9 protein-coding genes are annotated in these 17,286 nt (G+C 45.0%); 7 read left to right on the top strand and 2 right to left on the bottom strand.

Features of this window, described 5'->3' with window-relative positions; translation table 11 throughout:
* Positions 1-242: 242 nt before the first annotated feature.
* The 5 genes from NST25_RS29380 to NST25_RS29360 all read left to right on the top strand — a co-directional run bounded on the left by NST25_RS29380 (position 243) and on the right by NST25_RS29360 (position 10,214).
* On the top strand, positions 243-1,013 hold the full coding sequence (locus NST25_RS29380) for a hypothetical protein (protein WP_340393051.1): 771 nt from the start codon (positions 243-245) through the stop codon (positions 1,011-1,013).
* Between the two features lie 73 nt (positions 1,014-1,086).
* A complete protein-coding gene (locus NST25_RS29375) occupies positions 1,087-4,815 on the top strand; it encodes an S-layer homology domain-containing protein (RefSeq protein ID WP_340393049.1) in 3,729 nt (1,242 codons plus the stop codon).
* Positions 4,816-5,507: 692 nt separating this feature from the next.
* Positions 5,508-6,314 (top strand): ABC transporter ATP-binding protein, encoded by an 807-nt coding sequence (locus NST25_RS29370; RefSeq protein ID WP_036682032.1) that lies wholly within the window; start codon positions 5,508-5,510, stop codon positions 6,312-6,314.
* Positions 6,307-7,965, top strand: a complete 1,659-nt coding sequence (locus NST25_RS29365; protein WP_340393047.1) for a hypothetical protein — start codon at positions 6,307-6,309, stop codon at positions 7,963-7,965. The genes NST25_RS29370 and NST25_RS29365 overlap by 8 nt, the downstream gene beginning before the upstream one ends.
* Before the next feature lie 233 nt (positions 7,966-8,198).
* A complete protein-coding gene (locus NST25_RS29360) occupies positions 8,199-10,214 on the top strand; it encodes an EAL domain-containing protein (RefSeq protein WP_038573706.1) in 2,016 nt (671 codons plus the stop codon).
* A gap of 77 nt (positions 10,215-10,291) precedes the next feature.
* Here NST25_RS29360 and NST25_RS29355 read toward each other — a convergent pair whose 3' ends face one another.
* Positions 10,292-11,989 (bottom strand): methyl-accepting chemotaxis protein, encoded by a 1,698-nt coding sequence (locus NST25_RS29355; protein WP_340393044.1) that lies wholly within the window; start codon positions 11,987-11,989, stop codon positions 10,292-10,294.
* Between the two features lie 243 nt (positions 11,990-12,232).
* On the opposite strand from NST25_RS29355, the gene NST25_RS29350 reads away from it, so the two are divergent.
* Complete coding sequence (locus NST25_RS29350) at positions 12,233-12,664, top strand: MarR family transcriptional regulator (RefSeq protein WP_081383619.1); 432 nt, start codon at positions 12,233-12,235, stop codon at positions 12,662-12,664.
* A 112-nt stretch (positions 12,665-12,776) separates the two neighbouring features.
* On the opposite strand, the gene NST25_RS29345 is transcribed toward NST25_RS29350, so the two are convergent.
* Positions 12,777-14,642, bottom strand: coding sequence for an LTA synthase family protein (locus NST25_RS29345; RefSeq protein ID WP_076124004.1), 1,866 nt, complete (start codon positions 14,640-14,642; stop codon positions 12,777-12,779).
* Between the two features lie 282 nt (positions 14,643-14,924).
* On the opposite strand from NST25_RS29345, the gene NST25_RS29340 reads away from it, so the two are divergent.
* Positions 14,925-17,237 carry a helicase C-terminal domain-containing protein gene (locus NST25_RS29340; RefSeq protein WP_340393041.1) on the top strand — a complete coding sequence of 771 codons (2,313 nt, stop codon included), beginning with the start codon at positions 14,925-14,927 and terminating at the stop codon, positions 17,235-17,237.
* Positions 17,238-17,286 lie beyond the last annotated feature (49 nt).

The following is a 17,286-nucleotide window of genomic DNA, read 5'->3' as shown; positions in this document are numbered from 1 at the left end:
TTCCGATAAAAACCATGTGAAAAATAAAAATTGATTGACAAGGCACTATGGCATGAATAATATGGAACTTAATCACAAGCCAATTGGAATCGACTGGACAGCCGGAGATTCAACGAAAGACGCGTAAATTGCGTCCCGTTGAGTCTCTTTTTTTTTACTTTAGAGAAGGGAGAGTTACGGATTTAAGGTACAAGAATGTAGTGAAGGGGTTTCTTATTTTATTTGAAAAGGATGGTACACATATGAAAAAGCTTTCGATCTCTTTGGTTGCCGCCGCTATCGTCTTCTCCGCATTGACGTATGCCGCAGTATCCGCTAACAAAAAAACAGCAGAGGCAGCACCCATTCAAGAGAGTAGTAATACAGCAGTAACCGCAGCAGCTTTACCAGCAGCTACTTCTGCGGCAGCAGTTGTTGTTCAGGCAGAAGCTACTGCAGCTGCTGTAACAGAAGCTGTCCAGCCGGAAGCTTCGGCTCCAGCAGCTGAGACAGTCACGGCAGAAGCGACTACGGCCCCAGCCGCAGCTGTTGATTCTGCGGCGAAGGTTGTGGCTTCAGCAGCTCCAGAAGCGGGTGCAGTTCAGCCTAAAGCAGCTGCATCCCCGGCTGCGGACACCGCTAAGACGGCAACAGCTGCAACAACGGTATCTGCATCTGTTAAACCGCAAACCAGCGCAGCAACGCCTGCGCCAACTGCTGCGCCTACGACTGCTCCAAAAGCAAACGTAACCGCTAAAGCCGTTCAGCCGACTGCCGCTCCTGTTGTATCTGAACAGCCTAAGGAAACTGCAGCTCCCGTAGCAAAAGCAACGGAGACACCTTCCAAAAAGGCTATAACCTTCTCTACCACAGAGGTAGTTAAGGCAACCCCGGCTCCGGTAGTTGAGTCTTCTCAACCGAAAACATCGTTTTCTGCACCTGCATCTACAGTCAGCGCGCCAGCAGCTGCTCCAGTGGAAACGGTTCAGGCACCCGCACCGGCACCAGCCGCTGAGGAAGAGGTTTGTCCTTGATGAGCAGCAGGCTCATTCAGGATTCCTTTCAGCCCATTCATCCCATAAACCTATTTAAGGCGAGGTGCACATAATGATACGACCATTAACCTTCAAAAAAATTGTAACGCTGTTGCTGGCAGCCTCCCTGCTAATCCTGCCTACTCAGGCAGGGAGAGCTTATGCTAATCCGGATACCGCAGAAGCGATAACCTCTTCCCAAGGCGGCGTTAACCAGTTTGACTATTTCAGTCATGTCTATGACCGTCTAAATGATGCTAACCATGTATTTAAAACAGCGACGTATGAAGATATCGTTCATCTTTTTGAGAGTGAAGGCACATACGCTGTTCTGGTTGGCGGCGCTTGGAGTGAGAATACACAGGCCGATATCGGCTTTATCAACGAGGCAGCCAAGGAATATGGCATCTCAACGATTTATAACTTTGATACTAAGCTGGACGGGGACACCCTTCAGATTGCAGACAGCAATAATAAATTTGCCTATAAATATGTTGATCTGGTCAACAAGTATTTGAAGAATTTAAATCTGTCTTCCAAAGATGATCCAGAACGCAATGTCAGCTATACCAATACAAACGGGGAAGTTGTGACTGCTAACAAGCTCGAGTCTCCATTCTTATTGGTATACAACAAGGATCACAAGGATGCACAGGGAAATAGTGCTCCTGTCGTATCCTATCTGGATAAGAGCTATTCGTGGAATGAGTTCCTGACGAACGGAACACTTGATGCGGCGAAGGTTAATGCGTATAAAACATCAGTAAGTGAGGTGCTGGGTGCCGCTTCCCGATATGACACTATCGACGAGTCGGCTTATATCAAGGCTGCATTTAATAAGAACTATGAAGGGGAAAATGAGGGCAAACCTACGATCTTCAACGAAGCGGATGGCACGCTTGTTTATGAACATGTGACCTATCATCAGCTGAAGCAAATTTTAGCGAGTGAGGGAAACTATGCGATTTTGTTAGGCGGCTCGTGGTGCCCTAACACGCAAGCGGTGATTAAATATATCAACGAATATGCCAAAAAACATAATATCCATAAGATCTACTTCTTCGACACTAAGCTGGATGCTGGTGTGACCGTTGCTGAGCCTAATAACAACAGCGGCACTAAGGGCAGTGCGAATCCGCATAATAATAATGAGCTTCAGATTAGAACCACCAATCATCCGTATGCGCAGCTTTATGTTGATCTGGTTCGTACTTATCTGACTAATATCAAGACCGAAAACAATACAGCTGCTAAGCCAACTGTAATTAGTTATGTAGATGGACTTGGAAACACCGTGAGCGGAGACAGACTTCAGGTTCCATATCTGTTCACTTATAACAAGGACAATAAGGATGCAGGAGGCAAAAACACACCGATTCTAGGGCATGTTGAACTTATGTACAGCTGGACGAATATCCAACCGGATTACGTGCAGGCTAATTACCCAATCGGAGCCAGATACAATAACACTACAACAGCGCTGGATAAAATATTCTCCAGACTCGAAGCTGTGCCGGCAGGACTTACGGGTGTAGCACCAACTGCAGCCGACAATAAGGATGGGCAAATTGTAGGCACCAGTTCAGCATTGGAATTTAAGCTTGCTGTAGACGAGGCTTACACCCCAGTTTCGGGATCAGCCATCACAGGGCTTGCACCTGGTGTTTATAAGGTAAGATATGCCGCAACATCGGGCTATCAAGGGCCAACTTCCGCAGCTGGACCCACAATCATTCCTTATAATGCTGGCGAAGACGTAAGTGTGGAAGTTCCTGCTTACACCCATCAACAAGCAGCTCCGATAGGACTGGTAGGCGTAGCCCCTACTTCTGAAGCTAATGATGATGGGCAAATTACGGGTTCAGCGGAAGGACAGGAGTATAAAGGCGTTGGAGAAGCTGATTATAAGCCTGTAACAGGTGCGGCTATCACTGGTCTTACTCCGGGCTTCTATAATGTGCGATATGCGGCAAAAGAGGGATACAGCGTTGGTAAAGACGCTACAGTTGAAGTCCCGGCATATGGTGAGCAAGCGGCACCTACAGGATTAGTAGGTGTAGCACCAACCAGTGCAGCTAATGACGACGGTAAAATTATAGGAACTACGAAAGCGCTGGAATATAAGCTGTCTACCGTTACCGATTATGTCTACGCATCAGATGTAGAGATCGTTGGACTGGTGCCGGGTATCTATCAGGTAAGATACGCAGCTAAAGAAGGATTTAACGCGGGTAGAGCAGCAGATGTAATCGTTCCAGCATTCACTGCGGAACAAGCAGCCCCAACTGGGTTACAGGGAGTTGCTCCTACCTCAGCAGCGAACAACGATGGAAGAATTACGGGAACCACGACAGCCTTAGAATATAAGCTGTCGAGTGTAACTAATTATGTGTATGCACCAGATAAAGAAATCACAGGATTAATACCGGGCACGTATCAAGTGAGATACGCAGCCAAAGAAGGTTATAAGGCAAGTCCAGCGACTGACATTGTGGTTCCGGCCTATGTGCCTATTTCAGATCCTGGAACAGGTGGAACAAGTGGATCGGGTGGCAATTCTACACCGAGCACGACTACACCAACACCATCGGCAAGCCCGCAACTGGTTGCTACGGCAACAGCAGGGAGTACCGTGAACCTATCAGCAACAGCAGCAACTAAAACGGATAAAACCACAGGAGTTACTACTGCTACGATCACAAAAGAAACGGCTGCTGAATTTGTGAGTCTCGCTAAGAAGGCAGCAGCTGATGGGAAGAAAGCTGTTCTTGAAATTAAAGTTGCAGCTACTTCGGATACTCAAACAGCTGATCTTATACTTCCAAGAAGCATAATTAATGAGTTAGCCGCCGGAACGAAGGCGGAGATTACCATTGATTATGAGAATGTGGGTACGATTACGTTTGATGCCAAATCATTGGCGAGCATTAGTGCAGCTTCAGATGCCGGAGACATCATTGTTAGAATCGCGAAGGTGTCATTAACGGCAGAAGGCAAGGCTGTTCTCGGAGACAGACCGGTTTATGACTTGTCGGTTATAGCGGGTGAAAGTACGATTTCCACCTTCGGTGGGGGGAGTGTTCGTATCAGCGTACCGTATGTGCTGCAAGCGGGAGAACGGTCAGATGCGGTTATTGTGTATCACATTAACAGCACTGGAAGTTTGGACAATGTACGTGGAAATTACAATGCCGCCAAGAGAACTGTAGATTTCGTAACCACACATTTCTCCCAATATATTATTGGATATAATCAGGTGAGCTTTGCAGATGTTCCAGATGCATCGTGGTATAGCCATGCAGTAGGTTTCTTAGCAGCACGCAGTATCACATCTGGTACGGATGCTGAACATTACAGTCCTAATGCTGCAATCACTAGAGGGCAGTTCATCGTCTTGTTGCTCAAGGCTTATGACATCACACCGGATGCCATTGCTGCTGATAATTTTGCAGATGCAGGTAATACGTATTATACGAATTATCTTGCTACAGCTAAGCGTCTTGGGGTAGCAACCGGTTCGGGAGATAATCAATTCCAGCCAGATATTCAGATCACTAGGCAGGAGCTATTTACACTCTTGTACCGCTCGCTTGTAGCGCTAGGTGAACTGCCATCTGAGAAGACAGCGGCCACGCTTGCCGGCTTTAGTGATGCTGGACAGATCGCTGGTTATGCACAAGAAGCCCTTCAAGCGCTGGTAGAGAGAGGCGTAGTGACCGGAGCGAACGGTAAACTCAATCCAAAAGAAGTCACTACAAGAGCAGAAGCAGCACAGGTTATTTACAATTTGCTATCCAAATAATCAGCCACTAAGACATAGCGGACGTCACGTAAGTAGCGTTCAACTATGAATGCGGCGACTTGGTTTGGCTAAGACAGCAGAGCAGCGATTCCTCTTTTATTGGAGTATCGCTGCTCTGTTTTTTTGTTTGTTAGCAGGCTGGCTGGTTGCCCTTGCCCTGTCCGCTTGCCCTCATGCCCTCATGCCCGCTTGATTCAGCAGTTCATTCATTATCGGCGCGGCTTTCGGACCCAGATGACGTTATTTTCCACTTTCCAGCCTTTGGGGCATAGTTTCGGACTCCAGCGACGCTATCGCTTTGAAAAAGGTGCGTTTATGGTGTTTTTCATGCTGATAGCGACTATAGGGTCCTTTAGCACTCCAAATGAGGTAAAAAGCCGCGTATAAGGTCAGCTGTGTCCGATAGCGTGCTCGCTCTCTTACTTATAAATGCTACCCGACCAAACGTACGCTGATCTTAGTCTGGTTTGCTCAAATAGAGGGGGTGCCAACAGCCATTTCGTGGCATCGGTGGTGCTGCCTTTCGCTATAAATCTCTAGTGGGTGGCCTAATGGCCACTCTTTTTTAACTAGACATAAGATTAGCAGACTAAATCATGGAAGAGGATTCTACTAAATGATACAATTATTGTAATTACATAAAGTAGTAATATTTCACATTATTGATTAGTTACTAGAAAGGGGACTGAGATATGGGTTTAGCTGACGATCCGGTCATAGCGATTTCAGGTTTATGGATGAACTATACAGACCGAATGGTGCTAAAGGGAATTGATCTTAAGGTATATAGAGGACAAATTATTGGTTATATCGGCCCTAACGGGGCAGGCAAGAGTACAACGGTGAAGATTATGCTCGGTCTGGTAGAAGGATATAACGGTAAAGTGGAGATTTTCGGTAAGGATATTGCCGATGGAGATGTTTCTTACAAGAAACGTATAGGTTATGTGCCGGAGGTAGCCGAATTATATGATAGCCTCACTGCAAGAGAGTATCTAACCTTTGTTGGCGAGCTGTATGGGCTAGGTCGTGCCGAGGCGGACTACAAGGCCAAAAAATTAACTACACTGCTAGGTTTGGAGAAGTCTTACGATATGCGGATTTCTTCGTTCTCAAAAGGGATGAAGCAAAAGGTGCTGCTTATCTCCAGCATGCTGCATGACCCTGATATTTTATTCCTGGATGAACCGCTGAGTGGTTTGGATGCTAATAGCGTGATGATAGTGAAGGAGATTTTTGCATCGCTGGCGGCACGGGGGAAGACCATTTTTTACTCCTCACATATCATGGATGTGGTTGAGAAAATCAGCAGCCGAATCATTTTGATTGATGGCGGGGATATTGTGGCGGACGGAAGTTTTGCAGAGCTGAAAGAGAAAGGCCGTGAAGGGACGCTTGAAGATATTTTCAATCAATTAACCGGATTTGATAAATACCGTGATATCGCTGGTGAATTTGTTGCGGTCATGCAGGAGCAAGAGGTATCCTCTTATGACTGATTTCTTCGTGCTGAGGCTGTTGGATAAGCTGCGGGGTGCCTTTATAAGATTTGGAGTCGATTACGACACCATGCGGAGTATTTTACAGATCAAACTGACCATGGACGGAAGAAGAACGCCTACAGCGCTTGCAGGTATGCAGAAAAAGGAGAACGCTAAAGAAGGTTCACCCTTGCGATTACAGTGGATTTATTTACTATTTGGTTTAATATTAATTCCGCTAACGCTATCCAACGATCACTATATGCTGCAAATGAGCTTAACCTTTGGGATCATTATGTTTTTTGTCTCCACAACCCTGATCTCTGACTTTTCTTCAGTAATGCTTGATTTACGTGATAAAAATATTCTTTTTTCCAAACCCGTCAACCGTACCACCTTAAATATGGCCAAAACCATCCACGTTCTCCTCTACTTAGGGACAGTTACATTGTCGATCACTGGTCCATCTTTGGTATTTAGCCTATTTAAGCAGGGGATCGCTTTTTTTCTGATGTATGCGGTGACAATTGTCTTGTTAGACTGTTTTATCCTCGTAATAACTGCACTGCTCTACCTGATGATCATGCGGTTTTTTGATGGGGAGAAGCTCAAGGATATTATAAATTATACGCAAATCCTTCTGACGATCGGAATAATGGTGGGCTATCAATTCATCTCCCGGTTGTTCAACCTCACTGAGCTTGGCGCTGCTTATCATCCTGCTTGGTGGCAGTACTTTATTTTTCCGGTTTGGTTCGCGGCTCCGTTTGAACTGTTGCTTGGTGGAGCTAGAGAACCCTATTACTTCATTCTTTCAATGCTGGCTTTGATAACCCCACTTGTACTGATCGCAGCGTATATTAAGCTGATGCCGCAGTTTGAACGGAATTTGCAAAAGCTGGCGGAGCAAGGCTCCGGTGGAAAAGACAAGGGCCAGATCGCAGAGTGGCTCTCGCGCAGAGTATGCAAGGAACCGGCAGAGGGGATTTTCTTTCGGTTTACTTGGTCCATGATGAAGAATGAGCGCGATTTTAAGCTGAAGGTCTATCCTGCACTTGGCTTTTCTATCGCATTCCCGTTTATTTTTATATTTGGTATATTGCAGAATAGTTATGATGGTTCCCTTAAAGGTTCAAAAGTGTACTTGTTAATCTATTTCTGCACGATGTTAATGCAGACTGTAATACAGATGTTACGCTACTCTACAAGTTATAAAGGAGCTTGGATTTATAGGCTGATTCCTTTACCCGATAGCACGCCTATTTACCGTGGGATGCTTAAGGCGGCATTGCTACGGCTAGTCTTGCCTTTATTTGCTGTAGATGCGGTATTGTTCATTCTGTTGTTCGGTGTGCACATTGTACCTGATTTAGTAGTGGTATTATTCGCCATGCTGATTTTCTCAGTCATCTGCTTTCGTGTTTATCCCCGGAGCTTACCTTTTTCAGAGCGTTATGAGGCAGCCAAACAAAAGGATTATACTGGAGTCGCCTTCATGCTTATGTTTTTGCTGATGGGGATGGCGGGTATTCATTATGTCTTCACTTTATTTACCGGAGGAATTTACATCTATCTGTTAGTTCTGGTAGTTTTGAATCAATGGTTATGGCGAAAGACCTTCCCCAAAACCCCATCAACCACAGGTCACATATCCAACTTTTTGGGGTGAGTGAATGCGTCAAATATGGACATTTTTTGCCGACATAAAAAAAGGGTATAAATTCCAGTATTTTCTTAGACAATCGGCTGAATACAAGGTAGAATACATCTAAAGTTGCTTTTCAGGGATAACCTATAATCTTTACGCACTCTTCCATTTATCTGATATTCGTGTACTGATTTTTTACTTGAGAAATACGCTGCAGCGATTACGGTATTCAAAACCGGTGAAGAGGTTAACTAATGGATAAAATGGGAATCCACTATAACGTTTGGATTGTTTTACTATCATTTGCGCTAGCGGCGACTGCAGCTTATTCCGCGCTGAATCTGATCTCGCAAGTCCCTCGTTCGTTTGGGAAAGTTCGACGCTTATGGTTAATATCGGGGGCATGTGTACTCGGCAGTGGCATATGGTCGATACATTATGTAGGGATTATGGCGAGCCGTTTTCCTTTTAGCGTGAATTATTATCCAGGCAGGGCTGTATTATCGTTATTGGTTGGTGTGTTGTGCTGCTATTCGGCATTCCGGATTACGTTTGTGCCACGTTTAAGAAAAAGTTGTTTAATAGTTAGTGGTGTTCTTCTAGGCAGCGGAATTTCGGCTATGCATTATATCGGAATGTCCTCCATGAAGATCGCAGCGGAGATTCATTATGAGATATGGACTCAGACATGTGCTGTAATCCTCGTTATGCTCTCGTCTTTTATCGGATTATTTCTATTTCACAAGTTTAAAGACTATGTGGGTTTTAACCGCTGGAAGTTATACTCTGCTCTCTTTATCGGATTTTCGGTGACTGGATTGCATTATACGAGTGTAAGGGCGACTCATTTTGAATATAACGGTCTACTAGGCAATACAACTTTTTTTATGGAGACTGATGTTATTCTTTTAATGGGAGTGTCCTTGGTAACGCTATTTATGCTTGCGATTTCTGGTGGTGCTGTATTTCTGGACCGGCATGTGCTGGAACGGATGGCTTATTATGATCCGCTAACCGATCTTCCGAACAGGCATGGCCTGGTACGTTATTTTAAAGATGAATTTTTCGGGAGTAGATCTGGCGCCGTATTTTTTGTGGATCTGGATCGGTTTAAGTCGATTAATGATACGCTTGGACATGATATAGGAGACTTGTTACTGCGAGAGGTCGCTATAAGATTAAGACGCTCTGTAGGAAGTAAGGGCAAGGTCTTTCGTTTGGGCGGAGATGAATTCCTGATCGCTCTTCCAGATTGTACTGTGGAGGATGCGCAAGAGGAAGCAGAGCACATTTTATATGAGCTTAAGAAATATTACAGTATTCAAGGTAATGAGCTATATGTTACTGCAAGCGTGGGGATCAGTATGACCCCTATGCATGGAACTGACCGCTCAGCGTTAATGAAGGCGGCCGATACAGCTCTTTATACCTCTAAGGATTCGGGTAAGAATAAATTCAGTGTGTTCGATCAGGAGATGAACCGCCATCAGCTGCGACGGATGTCGCTGGAGAAGGATCTTCGTAAAGCGCTGGCACGCTCCGAGTTTATGGTTGTGTACCAGCCAAAATGGGATTCGTATATGAACGTTACCGTTGGTCTTGAAGCACTGCTGCGTTGGCGGCACCCTGAACATGGGATAATCTCCCCGGCTGAATTCATTCCCATTGCAGAGGAAACGGGACTGATTGTCCCGATTACCTATTGGATGCTGCATGATGTATGCAGCCAGAACATGCTTTGGCATAAGGAAGAGATAGCAAATGTCGCAGTCTCTATTAATATGTCAGCACGGATGTTTGAGGGCGGGGGCTTATACGATGTTGTAGAAGAAGCACTCACACGTTCAGGTCTAGAGCCGCATTTCCTTGAACTGGAGATTACAGAGTCCATTGCGATGAATAACATGGAAGAGACGGTTGCGCAGCTCTCCAGACTTCGGGCACTTGGGGTAAGGGTATCACTGGATGACTTTGGGACAGGCTTTTCATCCCTTGGTAATTTAGACGAGATTCCAGTTAACACACTCAAGATTGATCAAGTGTTTATTCGTAAGAGCAAGATGCATTCCAAGAAAGCCATTATCAGTAATATCATTGCGATTGCCACCAATCTTAATATGGAGGTCGTGGCGGAAGGTGTGGAGACACCAGAGCAGATTGAGCTGCTGCAATCCTTAGGCTGCAGAGTGATGCAGGGTTATTATTATGGGCGGCCAATGCCGGTGCATGAGCTGGGCCAGTGGTTTATAGCGAATACAGCAGTATCGTAGCAGATGATCTCAATACATAGAATAAGGGGCTAGCGTCTAAGCAGAATATCTCTGCTTGGATGCTAGCCCCTTTGCTATTAAGAAACCTTAAATCGTTCAATCAGAATTTGCAGCTTCTCAGCTAGGGAGGACAGGAAAGCTGCTGCAGACTCAACTTCCTCCATTGCGGCAAGCTGTTCTTCTGAGGAAGCGGATAATGTCTCTGCACTGCTGGCTGTCTGATTAGCGACATTTACGATATTCTGAAGGGTTGTAACGAGACGGTCGGAGATCAGTGAAAGCTGGCGAACCGTTCCTGAGATCTGCTGGCTTTGTGAGGCCATTCCCGAGACAGACATTTCAATTTCCGAGAAGGACTGGCCTGCCGTGGCAATCATTTCTCTGCCGTGCTCCATCTCTTCTGTAGAGCGTTTCATAGTTTCTCCAGCCTGATCCATCTGGTTTACGATGATGTTGACCAGTTGGCCAATTTGCGCAGCGGAATGGGCTGAGCGCTCAGCCAGCTTACGTACGGAATGAGCAACGACCGCGAACCCTCTTCCCTCTTCTCCAGCTCTTGCGGCTTCAATCGCTGCATTCAGGGACAGGAGATTGGTTTCTTCTGCGATGCTGGCAATAGTACCCACGATATTTTCAATTTCTTTGGAATAACCACCCAAGGTTTCAATAATGAGTGCTAGGTCGGTAATACTGTCACTTACGACTCTCATCTGCTGTGTGGTGGAATCCATTGCCTCACGGCCTGTACGTGCTTTATTAGCGTTGCTGACCGCATTATTCATTGCGTTATCTGCATTGCCTGCAATCTCTGTGATGAAACGAGACAGGTCTTGTACAGACTTATATTCACCCTCCATATTCTGCAGCTGTGAATTCGCGGTATCGGCAAGTTCAATCGTAACATTGACGCTATATTCACCGGCCCGGTTGGTTTCCTGCGCACTGGCGGAGAGCTCTTCGGAAGAGGAGGCTACCTGCATGGAGGTCTCATTGACCTCGGTAATAAGTAAGCGCAGGCTTTGGGTCATGTCATTGAAATCACGGGCTAATGTACCAATCTCATCCTTGCTGTTGAATAAAATAGGATTATGAGTAAGGTCGCCCTGTGCAACAAGGTTGACCCCTTTGGACAGCTTCGTTAACGGACTAATCATTCGGCGGATTAACAGATAAGCTGCCACAATAGCTATAACCAGAATGGAAGCACCGATAATAAAAGGCTGAACAATGATATCTTGAGTTCGTTCTTGAATTATGGAGCCATCGAAATTAATAGCCATCAGCGCAACTATAGGTTTAGACGGATCATGATCCTGATAGATGGGGCCGTACCCTGTCTTAAGTGAGGTACCTTCGTATGTATAAACCTTGGAGTAGGAGGAATGCTTATGCTCAGTAATCATTTGCTTATCTTTATCTGAAAAATAAAAAGTATCGCCTGCTTTATAACCTCTAGCCTGGAAGCTTGAATCTGCGGCAAGTACTTTTCCGTCTAAGGATAAGATGAATGCCTCTTTAAAAATAGCCTTATGTGCTACAATCCAACCGATTCGATCCTCTACAGCCTCCAGTTTACTTTGATCGCCTGCCAACAATGCGGAAATGTCTGCGGGGTCAATCAGGCCGGTTGTAATATTAGCGCATCCTACCAATTCGATACCTGCGGCTTCGTCTACTTGCTTATAAGCTGTACGGTATCCGAAAAACCCGATGGATGATCCTACAAGAAGTAAGACGACGAACATCATCCAAGTTAATTTAGTTGCTAATTTCATTCTTCGCACCAACCTTGACAAATTATGTTCTCAGTGATAATAGCTCTCACCTCTACGATTATATCGTATTGATATGCTTATAACCTTACATGGAATATAGTATTTCTGTGTCGGAAATTGGAGAATGGTGGAAGTTTGCGCTTTCCATCATGCTTTCAATGGTTTAGTAGACAAAACCATTGAATCATAACCAGTTCTAATGGTACGCTTGAGTTATTAAAAACGGATTGGGGTTGAACAAATATGCCACATCAAATAGATCCGTTAATAGATCGTCTAGGACTATCCATGTGGAGAGTACAGCGTAAGATTATGTCTCAAATGTCTTTGCACAAAGAACTCGGACTTACGGTGCCACAGATGGGTCTGTTAAATATGATAGCGAAAGAAAAGAAGTCGCGGGTGGTACAGCTGGCAGAATGTATGGAGGTCAAATCCAGTGCGGTGACGGTGATGCTGGACCGTTTGGAGGTGCTGGGTTATATCAAACGTGAGCCGGATGGGAAGGATCGGAGAGCGGTTGTAGTGACGATCACCGAAAAAGGTCAGCAGGTGCTCGAAGAAGGACATTTCCGGTCCAAAGAACTGCTGGCGGAGCATTTATCCATACTGAAGCCCGAAGAACTACGCAACTTTGCAGAGTATTACCGTATGATCGAGGACCAGGAGCGTTAGTCAGCTAAGCTTCGGAATGGATATCTTTATAAAAACAGCAGAGCAGCGGTTCTCCTTATTGGAGAATCGCTGCTCTGCTGTTTTTGTTCGTTGGCTGCCTACGCCCTGTAATTTATTGTTTAGGTTGTTTGTCAGGCAACTGAGTGATATAGCTGTGGGAAAGCTGTAAAAGCCTCAAGGCACGGTTATATTCGTCTTCAGTGGCACTCGGCGTTGTTCCATTGTTATAAATAGAGTACTGAGTGTTGTCTTCAAAGCTGTTACCAGGAATAAGCAATCCTGAGCTGGCAATGAATGAACCAGAAGGTAAATAATATCGTTCTGGCAGCAAATTATAAGTCTGACTGAGTAGATCTTGACCAAAATATACGTTATTCTCTAATGAAATCCCAAGCAGACTGGCTGCGGTTGGCATGATATCTACTTCCCCGCCTACTTCGTCAATGGTCTGCGATGCTACGCCAGCACCTGCATGAATAAGCAGAGGGATGTTCATCATATCCGCATAACTGTATTCATGACCATAGATTTCAGTCATCAATTCTTTATCATCATGATCGAGGGAATAAATCGGCAATCCCATATGATCTCCATAAATCATGATTACACTATTGTCCCAGACACCATTTGCTTTTAGCTCTTCTACAAAATGTCCAAAAGCATCATCCGCATAGTTCTGGGAACGGATATAGTCACCAACAAAAGTACCTTCATAACGCTCCGGCAGCTTCATGCGGTATTTTTCTTCCGGAATAGTAAAAGGGTGATGCGCTGACATTGAAATGACTTGAGCGTAAAAAGGCTGCTCCTGTTGGTCCATTTCTTTTAGTTTATCGGCTGTCTTACTGTAGAGCGTATCATCAGAAGCTCCAAAGAAGAAGACATCATCTTCACCAAAAAATTTGCGGTCATAATAATGATCGAAGCCGAGGGAGTCATACAGCTCGCCGCGGTTCCAGAATTCTACGACATTGGTGTGGAAGGTTGCTGTCTGATATCCATTTTCTTTAAGCACGCGTGGCAGACTTGGAAGTACCTTATCCACATAAGACATCGTTGCCGCTCCACGTGGAGGGATGTAGAAGGAAGTGTTAACTACGAACTCTGCATCCGACGTATTCCCTTGGCCAACCATTTGATAGAAATTAGGGAAGTAAAGACTGTCCTTCATTACCTTGTTCAGGTTCGGTGTAATTTCTTGACCGTCTAATTTAAGTCCCAGCAAGAAATTCTGGAAAGATTCCATTTGAAGAATAATAAGGTTCTTGCCTTTAGCGATGCCTTGAAGTGGAGAACTAGCCGCAGTATTAATCCCCTTCAATTTGTTGATGGCATCCTGTGTAATGTCACTTGAATCGACTAGCTCAGGCTCTTCTTTAGCGAAGATCGTATAAGCTTCATAATTAAGAATTCCCATTTCTTGAGCTTTCTTAATTTCGTTCATACTGGCCTTATTAGGCAAGATGTTGAACAAACATAAAGCAAGTGAGACTGCAAACAGAACACTATACTTAAGTTTTCCGCCACGGCGGTGGTTGATATTCTCTTTCTTATAGACCCGGCCTTTTTTATTAAAGAAGAAATAGACGCCAAGAATAATGATGTCTGTAAAAATCAGCAGGTAGTATGGATCCATTAGTGAGAATACGCTGTTGCTGACGGCGGTGACTTGATTCACCTGCTCCGCTGCATGGTAAGTCACAATAACACCGTAATATTTAAAATACATAATGGCTGCGAAGAAAATGGCTGTCACTAATAAATTTACGGTCATGTAATATCCGAGCTTGCGCTTGGAACCAAAACGTTCAATGATACAGAAGAGCGCCCAAGCAAAGGGGATTTCAGTTAATAATGATTTCCAGGGCAATATATCGTCAAAGATTACGCCCCATGCCAAGAAAGCTTTTAGAATAAAAATTATTGTGAAAAACACAAAAGGTTTAACGATCCACTGTTTAAAGTTAAAGGATGACACAGCTTCGCCTTCTTTCTACATGATAAAACGCCATTTCCCGGCTAGGAAGAAACAGCGCCCAGACAAAATAATTCCATAGTAATTAAATTTATTATGCAGGGCTGGCTATAGAATGTCAAAAATCGAGAACCTAAGTATAAGCTTAGTGAAGCGCGTAAAGTTGAACACAAAGGGTTGAAGCTGACGCTCCTGCTCTCATGCAGGGTTATACAACGAATTCAGGACTAAAATGGCAATTGGGAACAAAAAGGATATATGGATAATAAAAGGAGGTGATGCTGGATGAGCTCTACAGTAGCTTTATCAGTTAGAACTCTCGTTGAATATGTTTTTCGCAGCGGAAGCATTGAACCCGGCTTTCATGGAACGGGCGCTATGGTCGAAGGCACAAGAATTCATCAGAAGATCCAAAAGCAATATAAGGAAGGTGACCGCAAGGAGGTTTATTTGAAAACGGAGATTCCTTATGGAAACCTGCTTTATGTTGTAGATGGGCGTTGTGATGGATTGCTTGTCTCGGAGGATGGGAGCTTTACGGTCGAAGAAATCAAATCAACCTCCGGACTGCTGGATTTACTGGATGAAGGACATGAGGTTCATTGGGCACAGGCGCTGATGTACGCATATATGGTGGCTCTGGAGCAAGAGCTTTCTTCTATTCAGGTTAAGCTTACCTATGTCCACCGGGCTACTGATGAGCAAAAAAGCTTGTACCGAACGTTGTCTTTTGAAGAACTGATTTCATTTGTGAATGACACAGTGGCTAGATATGCTCCATACGCTGAGATGATGGTTCGTCATGATGCTAAGAAGGAGCAGAGTCTTCGGGAGTTGAGCTTTCCGTTCTCCTCTTATCGAAAGGGACAACGTCATTTTGCAGGAGCTGTATACAAGTCCGTCGTGGAAAAGGTCAGTCTGTTCGCTCAAGCCCCCACAGGTATCGGGAAAACAATGTCGACGTTGTTCCCTGTCCTTAAAGCGATGGGCGAAGGACAAGCTAAAGGATTGTTCTATTTAACGGCAAAGACGGTTACCCGTTTTGCCGCGCAGGAAGCCATCTCGCTGTTGCTAACGCAGGGTCTTCAGCTGCATGTCATCACACTTACCGCTAAAGAGAAGGCCTGTTTTCGCGAAGAGGGGATATGTGGTAAGGATTCCTGTCCTTATACGGATGGTTATTATGACCGGATCAACGAGGCATTAATGGATCTGTTAGAGCATGAGACACTGATGAGCAGAGACACCCTTGCACTGTATGCTCACAAACACAAAGTGTGCCCATTTGAGTTCTCGTTGGATGCAGCCTATGCCTGTGATGCTGTGATCTGCGATTACAATTATATATATGATCCTCGCATCAGTCTGAAACGGCTAACAGAGGAAAGAAAGAGAGAAACGGTACTTCTAGTAGATGAAGCACATAATCTGGTAGACCGGGGACGGGAGATGTTCTCCGCCTCTTTGCTGAAAGCCCCTTTCCTGGAAATCCAGCGCCAATATAAAGAAATGAACCGGAATTTGAGTACAGCCGCTAAATCGGTGAATGCTTTTTTCATCTCCCTTCGCAAAATTTGCAATGAAGAGGGGCAAGGGCAGTGGGACTCGTTCCCGGAGGAGCTGCCGGCTTTGCTTGAGATATTTTCTTTGGAGGCGGAACAGGAGCTTATTCACCCGAGCTCCAGTATTGTCTCACTGAATAGGGAAGGAGAAGGGGAAAATGTCCTCTTGGATACCTATTTTGCAGTTCAGGGCATGCTCCGTACCTTTAAAACCTATGATGAACGCTACATTACCTATGCGGAGGTTCGTAGAGGGGATGTCTATCTCAAGCTATTCAATTTGGATCCCTCGCATCTGCTACGGCAGATGTCCAAGAGCTTTCGCAGTCAGATCCTGTTCTCAGCTACACTTTCTCCATTATCTTACTACCGGGATATGATTGGTGCAGCGGAGGAAGATTACAGTTTAACCGTGTCTTCCCCTTTTCAGAAAGAGCAGTGGGAAGTAACCGTCTTACCTGTCTCCACACGTTATCATGACCGGGAAGCCTCCCTAGTTCCGTTGACTAAAGCACTGAGCCAAATGGTCTCTAAAAAGGGCAACTATCTGGTGTTTTTTCCTTCGTACCTCTATTTGCAAAACGTATATCAGGCCTTTACGGAGTATTACCCTGAAATCCGGACATTGATGCAGGATACTGGCATGAGCGAGCAAGCTAGAGAAAGTTTTTTAGCCGCATTTAGTCCAGATAATGACGAGACGTTATTGGGATTTGCTGTACTTGGAGGGATTTTTTCAGAAGGTGTGGATCTGCCAGGGGATCGCCTCAATGGGGTTATGGTTGTTGGCGTTGGCCTGCCACAGCTTGGTCTTGAACGCAATCTGCTGCGTCAATATTTTAATGCCAGAGGAAAAAATGGCTTTGATTATGCCTATGTCTATCCGGGAATGTGTAAGGTACTCCAAGCCGGAGGCAGGTTGATTCGCAGCGAGACGGATACGGGCATTATCGTGTTGGCGGATGACCGTTTTTTGCAGAGTCCATATATGCATTTGCTTCCCGAAGAATGGAGAGATTATCTTATACGCTCATAAGAGGTTATAATCTACGAAAGGGTATTCATAATCAATCGGCAGGAGGAAA

The organism is Paenibacillus sp. FSL E2-0190 (assembly GCF_037992965.1).
Taxonomy (GTDB): domain Bacteria; phylum Bacillota; class Bacilli; order Paenibacillales; family Paenibacillaceae; genus Paenibacillus_AQ; species Paenibacillus_AQ odorifer.
Note: the sequence above shows the minus strand (reverse complement) of the source record. Positions and strands in the feature narration are given on the sequence as shown.

Excerpts from the sequence above, each read along its gene's own strand:
- NST25_RS29380 (WP_340393051.1), top strand. The coding sequence starts at position 243 with ATGAAAAAGCTTTCGATCTCTTTGGTTGCCGCCGCTATCGTCTTCTCC.
- NST25_RS29340 (WP_340393041.1), top strand. The coding sequence starts at position 14,925 with ATGAGCTCTACAGTAGCTTTATCAGTTAGAACTCTCGTTGAATATGTT.
- NST25_RS29355 (WP_340393044.1), bottom strand. The coding sequence starts at position 11,989 with ATGAAATTAGCAACTAAATTAACTTGGATGATGTTCGTCGTCTTACTT.
- NST25_RS29365 (WP_340393047.1), top strand. The coding sequence starts at position 6,307 with ATGACTGATTTCTTCGTGCTGAGGCTGTTGGATAAGCTGCGGGGTGCC.
- NST25_RS29370 (WP_036682032.1), top strand. The coding sequence starts at position 5,508 with ATGGGTTTAGCTGACGATCCGGTCATAGCGATTTCAGGTTTATGGATG.
- NST25_RS29360 (WP_038573706.1), top strand. The coding sequence starts at position 8,199 with ATGGATAAAATGGGAATCCACTATAACGTTTGGATTGTTTTACTATCA.
- NST25_RS29350 (WP_081383619.1), top strand. The coding sequence starts at position 12,233 with ATGCCACATCAAATAGATCCGTTAATAGATCGTCTAGGACTATCCATG.
- NST25_RS29375 (WP_340393049.1), top strand. The coding sequence starts at position 1,087 with ATGATACGACCATTAACCTTCAAAAAAATTGTAACGCTGTTGCTGGCA.